Origin of the sequence: Streptomyces sp. E2N166, from assembly GCF_003671715.1 — a bacterium.
GTDB classification, from domain to species: domain Bacteria; phylum Actinomycetota; class Actinomycetes; order Streptomycetales; family Streptomycetaceae; genus Streptomyces; species Streptomyces thinghirensis.
Window position 1 is genome coordinate 1,645,115 of the sequence record NZ_RAIF01000032.1, and the last position, 15,309, is coordinate 1,660,423.

The 15,309-nt window shown below is 72.9% G+C and carries 17 protein-coding genes and 1 pseudogene; 8 read left to right on the top strand and 10 right to left on the bottom strand.

Translation table 11 applies throughout. The features are described 5' to 3' along the window. Positions 1-272, bottom strand: a pseudogene (locus EBH09_RS34425) (fructosamine kinase); the annotation flags it as partial. 100 nt (positions 273-372) lie between these two features. Here EBH09_RS34425 and EBH09_RS34430 point away from each other — a divergent pair. The 3 genes from EBH09_RS34430 to EBH09_RS34440 all read left to right on the top strand — a co-directional run bounded on the left by EBH09_RS34430 (position 373) and on the right by EBH09_RS34440 (position 2,520). Beyond that, complete coding sequence (locus tag EBH09_RS34430; RefSeq protein ID WP_121750718.1) at positions 373-696, top strand: hypothetical protein; 324 nt, start codon at positions 373-375, stop codon at positions 694-696. A 71-nt stretch (positions 697-767) separates the two neighbouring features. Further along, positions 768-1,550, top strand: coding sequence for a maleylpyruvate isomerase family mycothiol-dependent enzyme (locus tag EBH09_RS34435; protein ID WP_121750719.1), 783 nt, complete (start codon positions 768-770; stop codon positions 1,548-1,550). A gap of 424 nt (positions 1,551-1,974) precedes the next feature. Beyond that, positions 1,975-2,520: a hypothetical protein gene (locus EBH09_RS34440; RefSeq protein ID WP_193776687.1), complete on the top strand. Its 546-nt coding sequence runs from the start codon at positions 1,975-1,977 to the stop codon at positions 2,518-2,520. A gap of 353 nt (positions 2,521-2,873) precedes the next feature. Here EBH09_RS34440 and EBH09_RS34445 read toward each other — a convergent pair whose 3' ends face one another. Further along, entirely contained in the window at positions 2,874-4,181 is a 1,308-nt protein-coding gene (locus EBH09_RS34445) for an MFS transporter (protein WP_121750721.1), read from the bottom strand. Positions 4,182-4,528: 347 nt separating this feature from the next. On the opposite strand from EBH09_RS34445, the gene EBH09_RS34450 reads away from it, so the two are divergent. Next, on the top strand, positions 4,529-5,512 hold the full coding sequence (locus EBH09_RS34450; RefSeq protein ID WP_121750722.1) for an NAD-dependent epimerase/dehydratase family protein: 984 nt from the start codon (positions 4,529-4,531) through the stop codon (positions 5,510-5,512). 63 nt (positions 5,513-5,575) lie between these two features. On the opposite strand, the gene EBH09_RS34455 is transcribed toward EBH09_RS34450, so the two are convergent. The 4 genes from EBH09_RS34455 to EBH09_RS34470 all read right to left on the bottom strand — a co-directional run bounded on the left by EBH09_RS34455 (position 5,576) and on the right by EBH09_RS34470 (position 9,894). Further along, entirely contained in the window at positions 5,576-6,139 is a 564-nt protein-coding gene (locus EBH09_RS34455; protein ID WP_121750723.1) for a hemerythrin domain-containing protein, read from the bottom strand. Between the two features lie 87 nt (positions 6,140-6,226). Beyond that, complete coding sequence (locus EBH09_RS34460; protein WP_121750724.1) at positions 6,227-6,763, bottom strand: DoxX family protein; 537 nt, start codon at positions 6,761-6,763, stop codon at positions 6,227-6,229. A gap of 153 nt (positions 6,764-6,916) precedes the next feature. Then, positions 6,917-7,408 carry a hypothetical protein gene (locus EBH09_RS34465; RefSeq protein WP_121750725.1) on the bottom strand — a complete coding sequence of 164 codons (492 nt, stop codon included), beginning with the start codon at positions 7,406-7,408 and terminating at the stop codon, positions 6,917-6,919. Continuing rightward, positions 7,405-9,894 (bottom strand): nitrate reductase, encoded by a 2,490-nt coding sequence (locus EBH09_RS34470; protein WP_121750726.1) that lies wholly within the window; start codon positions 9,892-9,894, stop codon positions 7,405-7,407. The genes EBH09_RS34465 and EBH09_RS34470 overlap by 4 nt, the downstream gene beginning before the upstream one ends. Positions 9,895-10,003: 109 nt before the next feature. On the opposite strand from EBH09_RS34470, the gene EBH09_RS34475 reads away from it, so the two are divergent. After that, positions 10,004-10,642, top strand: a complete 639-nt coding sequence (locus EBH09_RS34475; RefSeq protein WP_193776688.1) for an N-acetyltransferase — start codon at positions 10,004-10,006, stop codon at positions 10,640-10,642. 12 nt (positions 10,643-10,654) lie between these two features. Here the strand turns inward: EBH09_RS34475 and EBH09_RS34480 are convergent, their stop codons facing one another. From EBH09_RS34480 to EBH09_RS34490, 3 genes are read right to left on the bottom strand one after another with little or no spacing between them, the layout of a single operon-like run. Further along, positions 10,655-11,380 (bottom strand): metallophosphoesterase, encoded by a 726-nt coding sequence (locus EBH09_RS34480; protein WP_193776689.1) that lies wholly within the window; start codon positions 11,378-11,380, stop codon positions 10,655-10,657. After that, complete coding sequence (locus EBH09_RS34485) at positions 11,380-11,676, bottom strand: BON domain-containing protein (RefSeq protein WP_121750729.1); 297 nt, start codon at positions 11,674-11,676, stop codon at positions 11,380-11,382. The genes EBH09_RS34480 and EBH09_RS34485 overlap by 1 nt, the downstream gene beginning before the upstream one ends. Further along, positions 11,673-12,371: a nucleotidyltransferase family protein gene (locus tag EBH09_RS34490; protein ID WP_121750730.1), complete on the bottom strand. Its 699-nt coding sequence runs from the start codon at positions 12,369-12,371 to the stop codon at positions 11,673-11,675. Before EBH09_RS34490 ends, EBH09_RS34485 begins: the two co-directional genes overlap by 4 nt. A gap of 130 nt (positions 12,372-12,501) precedes the next feature. Here EBH09_RS34490 and EBH09_RS34495 point away from each other — a divergent pair, with 130 nt between their 5' ends. Beyond that, positions 12,502-12,813 (top strand): hypothetical protein, encoded by a 312-nt coding sequence (locus EBH09_RS34495; RefSeq protein ID WP_121750731.1) that lies wholly within the window; start codon positions 12,502-12,504, stop codon positions 12,811-12,813. A 27-nt stretch (positions 12,814-12,840) separates the two neighbouring features. Here the strand turns inward: EBH09_RS34495 and EBH09_RS34500 are convergent, their stop codons facing one another. Then, the gene (locus EBH09_RS34500; protein ID WP_121750732.1) at positions 12,841-14,025 is read right to left on the bottom strand and encodes a PP2C family protein-serine/threonine phosphatase; all 1,185 of its coding nucleotides are present in this window, start codon (positions 14,023-14,025) and stop codon (positions 12,841-12,843) included. Positions 14,026-14,194: 169 nt separating this feature from the next. On the opposite strand from EBH09_RS34500, the gene EBH09_RS34505 reads away from it, so the two are divergent. Together EBH09_RS34505 and EBH09_RS34510 are read left to right on the top strand one after the other, a co-directional pair. Continuing rightward, positions 14,195-14,608 carry an SRPBCC family protein gene (locus EBH09_RS34505; protein ID WP_121750733.1) on the top strand — a complete coding sequence of 138 codons (414 nt, stop codon included), beginning with the start codon at positions 14,195-14,197 and terminating at the stop codon, positions 14,606-14,608. A gap of 102 nt (positions 14,609-14,710) precedes the next feature. Further along, a partial coding sequence (locus tag EBH09_RS34510) for a hypothetical protein (RefSeq protein WP_121751154.1) occupies positions 14,711-15,309 on the top strand: 599 nt, incomplete at its 3' end.

The window sequence follows — 15,309 nt, forward strand, 5'->3', positions numbered from 1 at the left end:
CCCGCCCGGCCCTGTGCCACGCGGTCGGTGACCAGCCAGCGCTCGTCGTCGCCGCGCACCGCCGGGATCCGCACCGAGTGGGCGTCGGCCAGCCAGCGCAGCCCGGCGGCCTCGGCCCGCGCCGCTCCCGCCCCGTCACCGCGTTTGACCATCACCGTGTGTCCGTCGTCGAGGGTGACTTCGGTGAGCGAACCGGACAGCGGGCGCTCACCGGTCACCGACCGGCCGGTGAACCGGGCCGCGGCGGCCGAGGGCGAGGTGGTGGGGCACACGGCGACCAGCCTAGGAGCCCGGGACCCGGTTGCGGCCGACCCGGTGAAAAACGCCCGGTACGCCGATCGAACCCCCCGGGCGCGGGGGAGCAGTGGGACTATGACCAGTTCAGCGTTCCATCGGACCATCACCTTGCCCGCCCCCGTGTGCGAGCAGGCCGCACAGCACCTCGAGCACGCGGTCCAGAAGGCCATCGACGGCGCGGCGACCCCCTGGCGCGCGTTCCGCGGGGCCGACGGCGACAACTTCGCGTTCTCCGTCCCGGTGGTCGAGCAGGCCGCGGGCTGCCTCCTGGTGCTGGCCGCCGAGAGCGCCCAGAGCCTGCGTCCCTCCGCCCTGCGCGCCCTGATCACCGTCGCCCTCCATCTGCGGGACGCCGCCGAGGCGGTCCGCCGGCCGGTGCTCACCAGCGGGGCCTGGTGACCACGGGTCCGATCCCCCCGGGCCGGTAAAACCGCGTGCTCCGGTCCTGAGCGTGTGCTTGGCTCCGCGGCATGGAGTACTCCCGCTTCCTCGACTGCCTCGCGGCCGACTACGATCGGCTGCGGGCCGTCGTCGAGACCGCCGCCGACGCCCCGGTTCCCACCTGCCCCGGTTGGACCGTCGCCGATCTGACCCGCCACGTCGGCGAGGTCTACCTGCACAAGACCGTCGCCATGCGGGAGGGCGTCGAGCCCGAGCCGTGGCCGCCGGAGGAGTTCGCCAAGGAGGAGCCGACGGCGCTGCTCGACCGTGGGTACACCGCGCTGCGCGCCGAGTTCGCCACCCGCGCTCCCGAGGACCCGGCCGCCGCCTGGTACGGCCCCGACCAGAGCGTCGGTTTCTGGATCCGGCGGATGGCCCAGGAGACCGTCATCCACCGCATCGACGCCGAACTGGGCACCGGGCAGGCTGTCGCGCCGGTCCCGGCCGATCTCGCCGTGGACGGGATCGACGAGCTGCTCAAGGTCTTCGCCGCGTACTCCGTCGCCGAGTGGGGCGAGTACTTCACCGACATCCTGGCCGATTCGCCGGGGCACACGCTCCTGGTGCGGGCCGGTGACACGGCGTGGCGGGTGCGGACCGGCCCGGGGGAGTTCGCCGTGACGGACGGCGCCGGCGAGGGCACGGCCGACGTGACGTTCAGCGGCAGCCCGGAGGCCGTGCTGCGCCGGCTGTGGAACCGTGAGGGCGCCGACGGGGGTACCGGGGGGTCTGAGGGCTCCGGGGTGACGATCGAGGGCGATCCGGTGGCGGTCGAGGAGCTGCGGCGCTGCATCGTCGTGGCGGCCGAGTGATCGAACGCTCGGCATGGGGCGGCGCCGCCGGGGTCGCGCGCCTGTGAGGCGGCGGCGCGGAGGGGCACGCCGTGTGTCCCTGTCTGCGGCCGGGCGGTCGTCACGCCGTGTGTTCCTGCCTGGGGCGGGGCGGTCGTCATGCCGTGTGTTCCTGCCTGGGGCGGGGCGGTCGTCATGCCGTGTGTTCCTGCCTGGGGCCGGGCGGTCGTCATGCCGTGTGCGGCTGCCTGCCAACGGGGCGGTCCTCACGCCGTGTGCCGCTGCCTGTGGCCGGGCGGCCTTCACGCGTGCGATGTGTCCGAGGCCACGCCGCCGGGGAGAGCCGGGCCATGTTCCGCGCCGGGGGCCCCGGGCTACGGTCGTCGTGTCCTCCACGACGACCAGACTCCCTGTCCCCACGACGAGCAGTTCGGACGGCCCGGCAGTGCACGCAGATCTCTCCCCCGTCATCGCGGCGACCGCCCAGTGGCTCACCCGCGCCTACCCGGCGTCCGGCGGCGCGCTGGCCTGCGCCCTGGGTGAGGTGCAGGCGCGGCAGGCGGTGACGGTCGCGGCCCGGCTGCGCTATCCGACCCCGATGGACGTCGCGCTGCTGGGCGTGGCGGGCCCCGGAGGCTCTGCCCGGCTCGACTGGATCACCGGCGCGGACGGTACGGCTGCCGCCGACCCGGACGGGGACGCCTGGCGGACCTGGGTGGACGAGGTCGTCGCGAGCTGGGCGGCCTGCCTGCTGACCGACCCGGAACTGGCCGCCCTGGCCGTGGCGGCGCTGGCGGAAGGTGACGGCGGCCCGGTGGCGGGGCGGCCGTCCGGTACACCGGTCGAGTTCCGGCGCCTGCTCGCGCCCGACGAGCAGGACCGGCGGGCGGCGACGCTCCTGCGCCATCCCGACCTCGCCGCGCCTGTCGCCGAACTCCACCACGCCCGGCTCGTGGCCCGACTGGATCCCGGCCAGGCGCTCGTCGCCTGATCCGTGCACCTGCGCCGGTGGGGGTACGGGTGGCGCGTGCGGTGGTGTGGTGGGTCGGGGCCGAGCCCGGGGGGTGTCCGTCCTCGGAACGGCGCGGAATCGGTCGGACGCGGAAGCGCCGGCGCTGACGCGCCCACCGCTGCGGGCGGACACCCCCCGACACGTCCCCTTCGCGCCGTACGCGGCTACCGGTTTTCCCCGCCCGCGTAGCTGCGGGCAGTCGTACGCGGCTGTCCGTCCAGCCCGCCCAGCTGCGGCCAGTCGTGCCGCTGGGGCGGCACGGGTGGGCGCGGCGGCACCCCGTAGCGCCGGGACGCGTCACCCAACCCCGTCCCGAGTCGCGCCCCGCTCGGTCAGGCGGCTGTCCCCAGCGCCGCCTGCTCGGGCACATCCGCGTCTCCGGCCCGTACCGCCACCGGGGCGGTGATCCGGCGCTCCCGCAGGAGGTGGCCGGCGCCGATGCTGCCGGCGATGATCAGTCCGCCCGCGACGAGGGCGCCGCGTGCGCCGGCCAGCTCCATCAGCAGGCCGAGGGCAGGGGGGCCGCCGAGGCTCCACACGGTGCCGATGCTGCCCCACACCCCGAGCACCCGGCCCCGCATGTGCGCGGGCGGGTCGGTCTGGAGCACCGCCGTGCCCGCGGTGTCGGAGACGGACTCCACCACGGCCATCGGCAGCACCATCACCAGGAGGACGGCCAGTGATGGCGACAGGCCGGCCACCACCTGCAGCAGCCCGCCCGCCGCCGCCAGCGCGCCCACGATCCGCACGGAGGGCCGGCGCAGCCGGGCGCCCAGGACGGCGCCGACGATGCCGCCGACGGCCAGCACCGTGGAGACCGTGCCGAACGAACCGGCGCCGCCCGCGAGCGGCCCGGTGACCAGGACGGCCAGGGTGAGCTGGTAGTTGCGGCCGAAGACCGCGCTGACCCCGGTGACGCCGGCCAGCGCCAGCAGGCGGGGACGGCGCGCGAAGAAGGCCAGTCCCTCGCGGATGGTCATGGTGTCCGCGTCAGCGCCGCGCTTCACCGCCCCGGTGCGCTTGACCGCACCGGGTGCCGGACGCAGGAAGGGGATGACCGAGGCCACGAACAGGAACGACAAGCCGTTGGCGGCGTAGGCGGCGGCCGTGCCGAGGAAGCCGACCGTCACCCCGGCCAGCGCGGCGCCCGTGAGGCGGCCGGCCTGGTGCACCAGGGCGCCCACGCCGATCGCGGAGGGCACGTCCTGGGGCGGGACGAGGTCGTTGCCCAGCAGCGAACACGCCGGGCCGTCGACGGTGGCGATGACCCCGGTGACGGCGGCCAGCAGCATCAGGGAGGTCACGTCGAGTCGGTCCAGTGCCACCATCAGCGCCGTCACGAACGCGACCGCGCCGAGCAGGGCCTGGCTGACCGCGGCGGTCAGCTTCCGTGGCCAGCGGTCGACGGCCGCGCCGCCGAAGACGCTGATCAGGAGCGCGGGCGCGGCCTGGACGGACATCGACAGACCTGTCGCGGCGGCGGACCCGGTGATCTGCAGGACCAGCAGGTTCTGCACCGTGAGCTGCATCCACGTACCGGCGTTCGACACGAAGTTCGCGACCGACCACCAGCGCATGCTGCGGTATCTCAGGGAACGCCACGGCGAACGGGACGGTGCGGAGGCGGGGGAAGAAGACACAGTGCGCCACTCGAAGACGAGTCGTGAGACCCGGAAGGGAAAGGGACGGGAGCGAGGAGGCCGGCTGCGTTGCGCGGCCACTCCACTGAGCCGGAGACGGCGCCGACCATCGTGGCAGAAGGGAACGGCGAGTCATCGCCGGTCCCCGCCCCCGGGCCAGGGCCGGAGGGGCCAAACTCCTTTTCCGCCAACTGATTTGGTGGTTCGAGTGGGTTTGATCACAGGCGCTGGTGCTCACGGACCGTGACGGCAGGGGGTCGCAGTAGACGTCAGAGCGTGAAAGCGACTCGGTTGGGCACCCGGGGCACGCTCCGTCAGCGTTTCGCAGAGGAAGAAAGGTCGTCCTCATGATGTCGACGGCGGCGTTCAGCCCGTCCTGGAACCATGTCCTGGTGACCGGCGGCGCGGGGTTCCTCGGTTCACATCTGTGCACCCGCCTGCTCGATTCAGGTGTCGAAGTCGACTGCCTGGACGATCTCTCCACGGGGCGGGCGGAGAAGGTGGCCCATCTCGCCGGCCGGCCCGGCTTCCGCTTCCTGGAACGCGACGTCTCCGATCCCGACTGCTCGGAGGCCTTGGCCGGCTCCTACGACCTGGTCCTGCACCTGGCGGGCCCCGGATCCCCGGCCGCCTGGCCGGACCGGCCCGTGGAGGTCCTGGACGCCGCCAGCCTCGGTACCCGCAACGCGCTGGCCGTCGCCGACCGGGACGGTGCCCGGTTTCTGCTCGCCTCCTCGCCGCCGGTGCCGCCCGACGCCGACCCGGTCGGTCCGCACAGCGCCTGTGCAGAGGCCGTCCGGTTCTCGGAGGCTCTGGTCGCCGCGCACGCGGGCGCCCACGGCTCGAACGCCGGCATCGTCCGGCTGTTCACCGGCTACGGACCCGGCATGCGCACGGACGCCGGTGGAACGCTGGCCGGCTTCATCGAGCAGGCCCTCGCCGGCCGGCCCGTCACCGTCACCGGGGACGGCAGCCGGAAGCACCCCCTGTGCTACGTCGACGACATGGTCGACGGCGTGCTGCTGGTCGCCGCCGGGCGCTCGGTGCGGCCCGTGGACATCGGTGGCGACGAGGAGCCCACCGCCGCGGAGATCGCCCGCCTGGTGATCGACCTGACCGGGTCCGGCTCGCCGCTGACGTTCGTCGACGGGGCGGGGGACCGGCCTGCCGAGCCCCGGCCGGTCACCGGCTTCGCCCGCGAGATCTTCGGCTGGCTGCCGAGCGTGACCTGGCAGGACGGACTGGAACGCACCATCGCCTCGCTTCGCGGCCTGCCCGAGACGATCCCGACGACGGCGGCACCCGGGAGGGCGGGGGAGTGGTGGGCTTGAACGCCGTGTGAGGGCCCGTCGCCAATGGCGACGTGCCCTCACACGGGTTTGCGGACAGGGCGCTCAGTCGGCCTTGCCCCGCCCCGACATCGCGTCCCGCACCCGGTCGACCATTCCCGCCCCGGGCGCCAGGAGCTTGTTCATCGGGGGCTTGTCCGGCGCGGACGGGTGCGGACGTGTCGGCGCCGTCTTCTTCGCCTGCCGGACCTTGTCGCCCAACTGGTTCAGCGCGTCCGCGGGGCAGGCCTCGCGGAGCCGCGGGAAGAGGTTGCCCTCCTCGTCGGCGACGTGCTCACGGATCTCGCTCATCAGCTTGCCGATCAACCGGTCGAACTCGGCGTCGTCCGCCGCGCAGCCCTCCAGGTCCTTCATGATCTGCTCGGCCTCGGCGTGGTCCTCGAGTTCCTTGTCCGCGAGGGCATCTCCGTTCGCCACGTGCTCACGGACGGCCGGGTAGAGATACGCCTCCTCCGCCACCGAATGCCGGATCAGCTCGATGGTGGCCTGATCGGCGTACAGCTTGCGGTCCTTGTGACCGGACGGCAGGGCCTCGATCTTGCCGAAGAGCTCCTCGACCTCACGGTGATCGGTCGTCAGCTCGTCGATCACGTTTCCTCCGTGTCCCATGCTTCACCTCCAGCAGGTCGTGGCGGTTACGGGACCGACCCGCCACGGACGTCGGGTCCCCCCACACTCAGTGGGCTAACGCCCCCTTCAGCAGCTGCCCAGCTTGGCCCGGATACCACCCGCGGCCGCCGCGGGGCGGGCCGCGGCCTTGACCGAACGGTGCACCAAGTGGGCGTCGTGCCGCAGGTCTTGGGCCGCGTGGCGGCCGCGCCACAGCAGCGAGGGGGCGCTGCCGGTGTCGTCGGCCGCGATCAGCAGCCCGCCCATCATGGACAGGTTCTTCAGGAAGTGGATTCGCTGCTGGGCGCGGTCGGACGGGTCCTCCGCATCCCAGTAGCGGTGCGCCGCCAGAGTGGTGGGGACCAGCGTCGCCGCGAGGGCAAGCGCGGCCAGCCGCGGGCAGCGGCCGAGCCCGAGCAGGACCCCGCCCGCCACCTGGACGGCGCCGTTGAGCCGTACTAGTTGTTCGGTGTCGTCCGGCAGCGCCGCCACGCGGTCCGCCACCGGCCGCACGATCGGCTCGGCCGCCGGGGCCACGTCCGCGGGCCGGCGCAGGGCGTGCAGACCGCCCGCGACGAACATCGAGGCGAGCATCGGGCGGCCGGCCATACGCAGAAGACTCATGACAGTCTCTCCCGCTTCTTTCCATGGGTGTCGGAGGTTGCCGAGGGTGTGACGCCTACTTGGATCATCAGGTGCCCGGACCCGGCGGCGCCATTCGGCGTCCGGCGCGGTACCGGCGCTCTCCGGCATCGCGCCGCGCGGGCTCCGCGCAGGTCACAGGCTGTTGAGGATCTGCGGCGACAGGTTCTTGATCATGGTGTTGGTCCAGCGCATCTGGCGCAGTGTCCGCGGGTGGCAGGCCGAGGCCAGCCCCAGCAGTTCGCTGTCCCTGGAAGCCTGGGCGGCCTGGGCGAGCATCTCCCAGTGCAGGGAGTTCTCCGCGGCGGCGATGTGCAGCTCCCGTAGGTCGTGCAGGAGCAGCAGACCGGGCTCGGGACGGTGCACCACCGCCTCCGACGCCTGCTTCCGCAGCGTCGCGAGGACGCCGTCCGACGAGTGGTCCGGCGGGTCGCCGAGCCTCACGTCGTGGTGCGCGGCGACCTCGGCCAGCCGCCGGACGTGTTCGCGGGACCAGACGGCGAGGTCGGTGGCGACGTGATGGACCTCGTGCTCGGTGCGGTGCCGCTCGGCGACGCTCACCAGGTCGTGCGCCAGGTGCCGTTCGCCGCGGTGCAGGGTGCGCAGGGTCAGGGTGATGCCGTTCACTGGGCGCCTTCCTCACGGCCGTGCGGGAACTCGGTCGGCGTCTGTGTCGTGTGCGCCGCCGGTCCGCCCGCGGTGGGTGTCGCGACGCCGGGGGCGGCGGGCGCCGAGGCGGCGGTGGTCGGTGCCGGGGAGGCACTGCCGTCGCCGCGTTCCACGAGGGTGAGGCCGGCCGTCGCCGTCTTGAACAGCGGCTGCTTGGACGCCGGGTCCCAGTCGGTGACGGTCGTCTCGTTCGCCGCCCGCCCGGGGGTGTCCGGGCCCGGTCCCGACCCGTCCTCGGTGTCCCAGTAGCCGTAGTGGAAGGGCACGAACAGCAGGCCCGGCCGGATGCCGGTCACCCGCAGCCGCCCCCGCAGCGAACCGCGCTTGCTCGTCACGTCGACCAGGTCGCCCTCGCCGAGGCCGAGCCGGTCCGCGTCCGCGGTGGAGATCTCCACCCACACGTCCGGGGCGGCGTCGCGGAGCTGGGGTGCCCGCCCGGTCTTCGTACGGGTGTGGAAGTGGTAGATCGTCCGTCCGGTGGTGAGCTGGAACGGGTGCTCCTCGTCCGGCTCCTCGTGCGGCGGCCGGTAGGCGGCGGCCTTCAGCATCGCCTTGCCGTCGGGGTTGAGGGAGCGGTACTCGACTGCCTCCTGCGACGCCCCGGTCTCCAGATCCTTGCCGTAGCTCTCGCACAGGTCCGGGTGGGCCCAGCTGATGCCGTCCGTGTAGAGGCGCGCGGTGCCCTCGGGTGACTCCTCGTCGCAGGGCCACTGGACACCGCTGGTGTCGCGCAGCTTGGCGTAGGACAGGCCGGTGTAGTCGCAGGGGCGGCCCGCGCTGCAGCGCTTCCACGCCTCGAACGCCGACTCGGGGTCGTCCCAGGTGATCAGCGGGCCGCCGTCCTTGTCCCGGAAGTCCATGCGCCGGGCGTAGTCCAGGAAGATGTCGAGGTCCGGTTTGGCCTCGCCGGGCGGCTCGACGGCCTTCTCCGACAGGTGCACCGTGCGGTCGGCGTTGGTGAGGGCGCCGGTCTTCTCGCCCCAGGTGGCGGCGGGCAGCACCACGTCGGCCAGTTGCGCCGTCTCCGTCAGGAACAGGTCCTGTACGACTGTGAACAGGCGATTCTGCGTCAGGATCGAGCGGATGCGGGACAGTTCGGGCAGGGACACGGCCGGGTTGGTGCCGCTGATCCACAGCATCCGGATCGAGCCCTGCTCGGCGTACCGGTACATCTGCATCGCGTGCGTGGGCGGCGCGTAGTGCGGGATGGTCTCCGGCTCGACGTTCCACACCTTCGCGAGGTCGGCGACGTGGGAGTCGTTCTGCCAGTTGCGGAAGCCCGGCAGGTCGCCGTTGGCGCCGCACTCGCGGGTGTTCTGTGCGGTGGGCTGGCCGTTCATCTGCAGGAGGCCGGCGCCGGGGCGGCCCAGCATGCCCCGGATCAGGTGCAGGTTGTTGATCTGCACCGCGGCGGCCGTGGCCTGGTGGGACTGGTAGACGCCCTGGAGGACGGTGGAGACCAACGCGTCGGTGGTGCCGACGAGTTCGGCCGCCTCCTCGATCCGCGCGGCGGGGACGTCGCAGATCTCCGCGGCCCACTTGGGCGTGCAGTCGGCGACGCGCTCGGCCAGCTCCTCGAAGCCGACGGTGTGCGCGTCGATGAAGTCGCGGTCGATCCGGTCGTGCCGGATCGTCTCGTGCAGCAGCGCGTTGAGCAGGGCGACGTTGGTGCCGCCGCGAGGCGCGAGGTGCACGGCGGCGTGCCGGGCGACCCGCGTGGTGCGGGGGTCCACGCACAGCAGGCGCGGTGGATCGGTCCCCTCCATCCGGTCCAGCAGCCGCATCCACTGCACGGGCTGGGTCTCGGCGATGTTGTGGCCGAACAGCGCGACCACGTCGGCGTGGTCGAAGTCGTCGTAGCTGCCGGGCTGCCCGTCGCAGCCGAAGGTCTCCTTGAGCGCCTCCGCGGCCGTCGACGTGCACAACCGGGTGTTGCCGTCGAGGTGGTTGGTGCCGATGCCGGCCCGGGCGAGGACCGTGAGCGTGTAGTACTCCTCCAGGAACAGCTGCCCGGTGGTGTAGAAGCCGATCGAGCCCGGTCCGCGCTCGTCCAGCAGTTCGCGGGAGCGGGCGGCGACCAGGTTCATCGCCGTGTCCCAGTCAGTCTCCTCCAGTCGCCCGTCGCGCCGCACCAGCGGCCGGGTCAGCCGGTCCCGGGAGCCGTTCGCCTGCCAGCCGAACAGGTCCTTCGGGCCGAGCCGGCCGCGGTTGACCCGGTCCACGTCCCGGCCCCGTACGCCCACCATCCGGCCGTCGGCCACCGCGATGTCCATGGCGTCCCCGTCGGAGTGCAGGATCGACGCCGACTGCACCCACTGCTGCACCGCCTCGGGCTCCACGCCGTCCGCGAGGAACGTGTCCACCCGGGCCGGCCAGGTCTCGTGCCGCCCGTAGGGCACTCTGTCGCCCCACGGCTGCGCGATCCGGTCCGCCGTGTCCTTCATTGCCGGCCTCCTGCCCACCGCCGTCACGCTGCGGGCCGCCGGGTACCCGGGCGCCACAGATCGAAGCGGACCACTTGTGGGAGCGCTCCCAGGCGGGCAGGATGCTGCGGTGACCTCGACAGCCGCTGTACGCCCGTACCGCCCCGCCGACGCCCCCGCACTCGACGACATCTGCGTCCGCACCGCGCACAACGGCCGGGACAGCAGGCCCGTGTACGCCGACCCAGCCGTCCTGCCCGCCATCTTCGCCGCACCCTACGTCCACCTGGACCCCGACCTTGCCTTCGTACTGGACGACGGACAGGGCCGGGCGGTCGGCTACATCCTCGGCACGGCGGACACCCCGCGCTTCGCGGAGAGGTTCCGGGCCACGTGGCTGCCACGGGTCGCCCACCGCTACCCGGCACCGGACGGCCCGCCCGGCTCCCCGGACGAGGTCATGGCCGGACTGCTGCACGACCCGGAGCGGATGATCGTCCCCGAACTCGCCGCGTACCCGGCCCATCTCCACATCGACCTGCTGCCCGACTGGCAGGGCCGCGGACACGGCCGGGCACTGATGCGCACGTTCTGGCGGGCACTGCGGGAGCGCGGGGTACCGGCCGTCCACCTGGTCATGGCGACCGCCAACACGCCGGCCAGGGCCTTCTACGACCGTATGGGCTTCCACGTGATCGAGGCGGCGGGTCTGGACCCCGCGAACGTCACCTGCCTCGGACGTACGACGCAGGACACCGGCCCGGACTGACGCAGGCGGCGGTCATCCGGTGCCCAGCCGGTAGACGTTGAAGGCCCGGCGGATCACGGGCTGGGCCACGTTGCGCACCCGCACTCCGCCCGCCGTCATCCCGTGCTCCGAGCCCAGGTGGGCGTGACCGTGAACGGCGAGGTCCGCGCCGGCCGTGTCGATCGCCTCGGCCAGGAGATAGCTGCCGAGGAACGGGTGGATCTCCGGCGGCTCCCCGGCGAGCGTGTCGGCGACGGGGGAGAAGTGGGTCAGTGCCACCCGGGCCGCGCAGCCCTCGTCGTCCAGTTCCTTCAGCGCGGCGTGCAGGCTGTCCGCCGAGCGGCGTGTGGTGCGGACGAACTCCTTCATGATCGGCTCGCCGAACTCTCCCGCGCTGCGCCCGACGAAACCGCCGCCGAACCCCTTGGTCCCGGCGATCCCCACCCGTGTCCCGGCGCACTCCACGACGGTCCCCTCGCCCTCCAGGACTCGCACGCCGGCGTCCCGGAGGAGGGCGGTGACCTTCTCGGGCTGTTCGTCGTGGTGGTCGTGGTTGCCGAGCACGGCCACCACCGGTACCGGCAGGCCGCGTACCTCCTGGGCCACCACCCGCGCCTCCTCCGGCGTGCCGTGCCGGGTGAGGTCCCCGGCGAGCAGCAGCAGGTCGGCACAGTCGGGCAGGGTCTCGAAGGCCGGCCGCAGCAGTCCCTGGCTGTCCGGCCCCATGTGGATGTCTCCGACGGCGGCGACGCGGACCATCACAGCTCCTCCGCGTGGTCGGGGCCGGCCGTCTCCGCCACCACGACGTCGGTGTGCACGGTGAGCCCGGCCAACTCCTCGTGGGCGACCCGCAGCACCGTCTCGCGGCACTGCGCGGAAGGCACCGTGCCGGTGAGCACGATCGCGCCGGCCCGGATCTCGGCCCGTACGCCCAGCTCGCCGAGTTCCTCCGCGGCGAGCCGGTCGTGCAGGTGGGCCACGCGGTACTCGACGTTCTCGGCCGGGGCAGGGGTGCCGCTCGCCGCGGGCCCCTGGTGTGCGACGGGGTCGCTCATCGCTGGTCCTCCTTCGCGGAGTGGGCCGGGGAGATGATCTCCAGCCGTTCGAGGATGAAGAAGAACGCGGCGGGCATCGGGGCGTCCCCGCAGTCGCGGCGCAGTTCCTCCCAGTCGATCTTCTCCCGCAGCGTGCGGGCGATCGGCAGTACCGCCCCGAAGTCGCAGTGGTGCTCCGAGAAGGCCGCCAGCAGACCGCGCAGCAGATCGGTCGGCGACAGGACCGGCATGAGCACCGAGTCGACCGAGAGGTCCTGGGCCCGCGCCAGCAACTGTGTCGTGACGGGCTCGTGTGCCAGCTCGAAGATGAGGTCGACCTGCTGTCCCAGGCAGTTCGCCTTCAGCAGCCAGTCCTCGGGCGGCGTGTACACCGCCAGACCGGCCTCCCGCAGCGTCGCGGCGACGGCCTCCGCGTCGCCCGGCCGGATGCAGAAGTCGACGTCGTGCTGAAGGTTCTGGGTGCCGCCGTGCGCGTACACGGCCACGCTGCCGGCCAGCGCGAACGGGTGCTCCTTCTTCTTCAGGATCGAGCCCACCTGCTTGGTCGCCTGCAGGATCGCCTGATTGCGGTCGAGCGGGAGATCCTCGTGGCGTGCGTCGTTCTGAGGGACGACTTCCGGGTCCCCCGCTGCCAGACGGAGCTCGGAAACGCCGGCGCGCTGGTCGAGAGCGTGGTCGTCGGCGGGCTGCGTCATCGCTGTCCCCTTCCCGGGCTGTCCGTGTCGGGTCGGTCCTCCGCTGGATTCCGGGTACCCGGCCGGGTAGCGCCGACACGAACCCGTCTTGGAGGTGAGGCGTCGGGAGGAATCCGGGCACTCGGGCGGCATGAACGACAAGCAGGCGCAGCAGCGGACCGGACCCGAGGACCGCCGGACGGTGGAACGGCTGGTGGCCGCGTGGCTGGCGGAGACCGAGGAACACGACCGTGCCGCGGCCCACGAGGCCCGCACCGGCTGGGAGCGAGGCGCCCTGTCCGAGCGGGCCGCCCAGGACCTGGCCACCTGGGTCACCGCGAGGATCACGGACACCGGTTTCACCGAGGACGAGGGCCCCTACGTGGACGGACCCGTCCGCATCACCCCGTCGGACAAGGACACCGTGCACGACTGGCTGCGCGCTCAGGGGCACCCGGTCTGACCTGTCGGGGGCCGTGCCGCGGCGGCGTCAGCAGACCGGCGGCCGCCATTCGAACATGAGGATCGTCGCATCGTCCCGCAGCCGCCCGCCGGTGTGCGAGTCCAGGATCGAGTGGATCAGGCGCCGCAGCGACTCGGGCGCCAGCTCGCCGCCCGCCGTGGCCCGGATGACGTAGTCCGCGAACCGTTCGAGCCCGAACAGCTTCTCCTCCCGGGTGCGCGCCTCCGTGACCCCGTCGGTGTACATCAGCACCCGGTCACCGGGTTCGAGCCTCATCTCGTGCGTCCGGCGCGGCTCGGCGGACAGGAGAGCCGGCGCGCCCATCGGCGGGTCGGCGTCCCGCTCCAGGGCGTCGACGATCAACTGCTCGCCCCGGATCAGGAGAGGCGCCGGGTGCCCGCAGTTGCTCCAGCGCAGCAGGCCGGTCTCGAACTCCAACTGGGCGAGGACCGCGGTGCAGTACTGCTCCGGCAGCCAGCGGGCCAGCGCGTCGTCGACGCACTCCACGAGCGTGGGCAGGTCGGCGCCGTTGCGCCGGGCGTTGCGGCAGGCGGCCAGCGCCACCGCGCTGGTCAGCCCGGAAGCCAGGTCGTGCCCCATGGAGTCGATGACCGAGGCGTGCAGTGTCGTCTGGGTGAGCGAGTGGTCGAAGGCGTCCCCGCCGAGCTCGTAGGCCGGTTCGAGGACGGCCGTCGACACGACGTGCGAGTTGCCGATGGTGCGCGGCGGCAGAAACGCGCGGAGCATCTCCGAGGGAAGGTGCATCGGTTCGGTCCGGGTGTGCCGGACGAAGGAATCCTCGAAGGCCCGCTTCGAGGTGATCATCATGGCCAGGAGCGAGGCCAGCGCCCGCCCCCGGGTCAGGGTGGCGGAGGTGAGCGCCGACGAGTGCACCGCCAGTACGCCGAGCCGCTCGGCACCGTCCACCAGGGGCAGCCACGCCGTGACGCCGCCCGTGTCCGACTCCTCCACACGCAGCGCCTGGGTGCGGTAGGCCCAGCCCGCGAGGGAGCCGTCGACGAGGATGGCCGATGCCACGTCGGTCTGCGGTATGAGGTGCCGTTGCTGCAGGTCGACGAGGTAGACCACCGCGTGCTGGAGATCCAGCGCCTTCGTGCACCGGGCCACCGCGCCGGCCAGGTCCAGGGTCAGATGGGCCGGATCGGCGAGGAACTCCTGCAGCAGCGCATCGCTCGCCTCTGGCGTGGACACCTCGTCTCCCCTCGTCGAGAAACCCGTCGTGGCGGGGCACACTGCGCAGCAGTCTGGCATTGGGCGCCCCGCCCCGCCCGTCGAGCGGATCACCGCCGAAGCGCTTCGGTCCGGGCAGACAGGGCACGCGTCACGTCGTACGACACCGAGCGCGAAGGAGTGGTGCCGCATGACCGAGTACGAGCGTTCCCGCACCATGCCCGCCCATCCCGAGCAGGTCTTCGACCAGGCCGCGAACGTCGGACAGCTGGACACCTGGCTGCCCCGCGACCTGCACGTGGAGCCCGAGGACCCGCCGGCGGTCACCGTGCACGAGGACCGCACCGACCAGGACACCTCCGCGCTGCTGAGCGCCCGGCCCGAGCAGATGCGGCTCGAATGGGGCACCCGCGACCAGGGCAGCTACGCCGGCTGGCTGCAGGTCGCCGGACTCGACAGCGGGGCCAGCGAGGTGACGGTGCACCTTTCGTTCTTCGACGAGGGCCACGACCCCGGGCAGCACACGGTGGCCGACGCCCTCGACAGCAGCCTGCGCCGTCTGGAGGAGCAGGTGCGGATGCGCACCGACAACGCGGACGGGTGAATTCGTAGCAGGGACAAGGGCAACCCTTCACCCTCATGTCGGGTCGTACGGGTCGTACGGGGAAAAGGACGACCGATACCGACGAACCGACATGGGGGACACATGCACGTCCGTAACCGAGGGGCCCGCGCCGCCATGACCGCGCTGGCGGCCGGTGCCGCGGTCGCCGTGGCCGCGGTCCCGGCGACCGCGGCGACACCGCGGACCGATCCGCCCGCCTTCCTGGAGCCGGCCGAACTGCCGCCGCACCCCGCCTCCGACTGGTACGCCGGACCGGTCACCGCCGGACAGCCGGAGCCGCTGCCCATGTGCGTCGGCGAGGCGCTGCCGTCCACCGCCTCCCACCGCCGGTACTGGACCGAGTACGACACCGGTGCCCTCCAGGTCACGGTCGTCGAGCGCAGCCCGCGGCAGGCCCGGGAGTTCGCCGCCCTGCTGCGCAGGAACCTCGCCGACTGCGCGCGGAAGGTGATGGAGCGGTGCCCCGACATCACCGCCACGCAGAAGTACTACGGCCGGCTGAACGTGGAGGAGGGCGCCCACGTCTACGGCGTCCACACGGTCGCCGAGTGGGGCGCCTCCGACATCGGCCTGTTCTCGGTGGGCCGGGACGGCAGGACCGTGACCGTCGTGCAGTGGGGCCGGATGGGCACCTTCGCGCACGCCCAGGTGGCCGACTTCAAGGCCACCACGGTCACGGC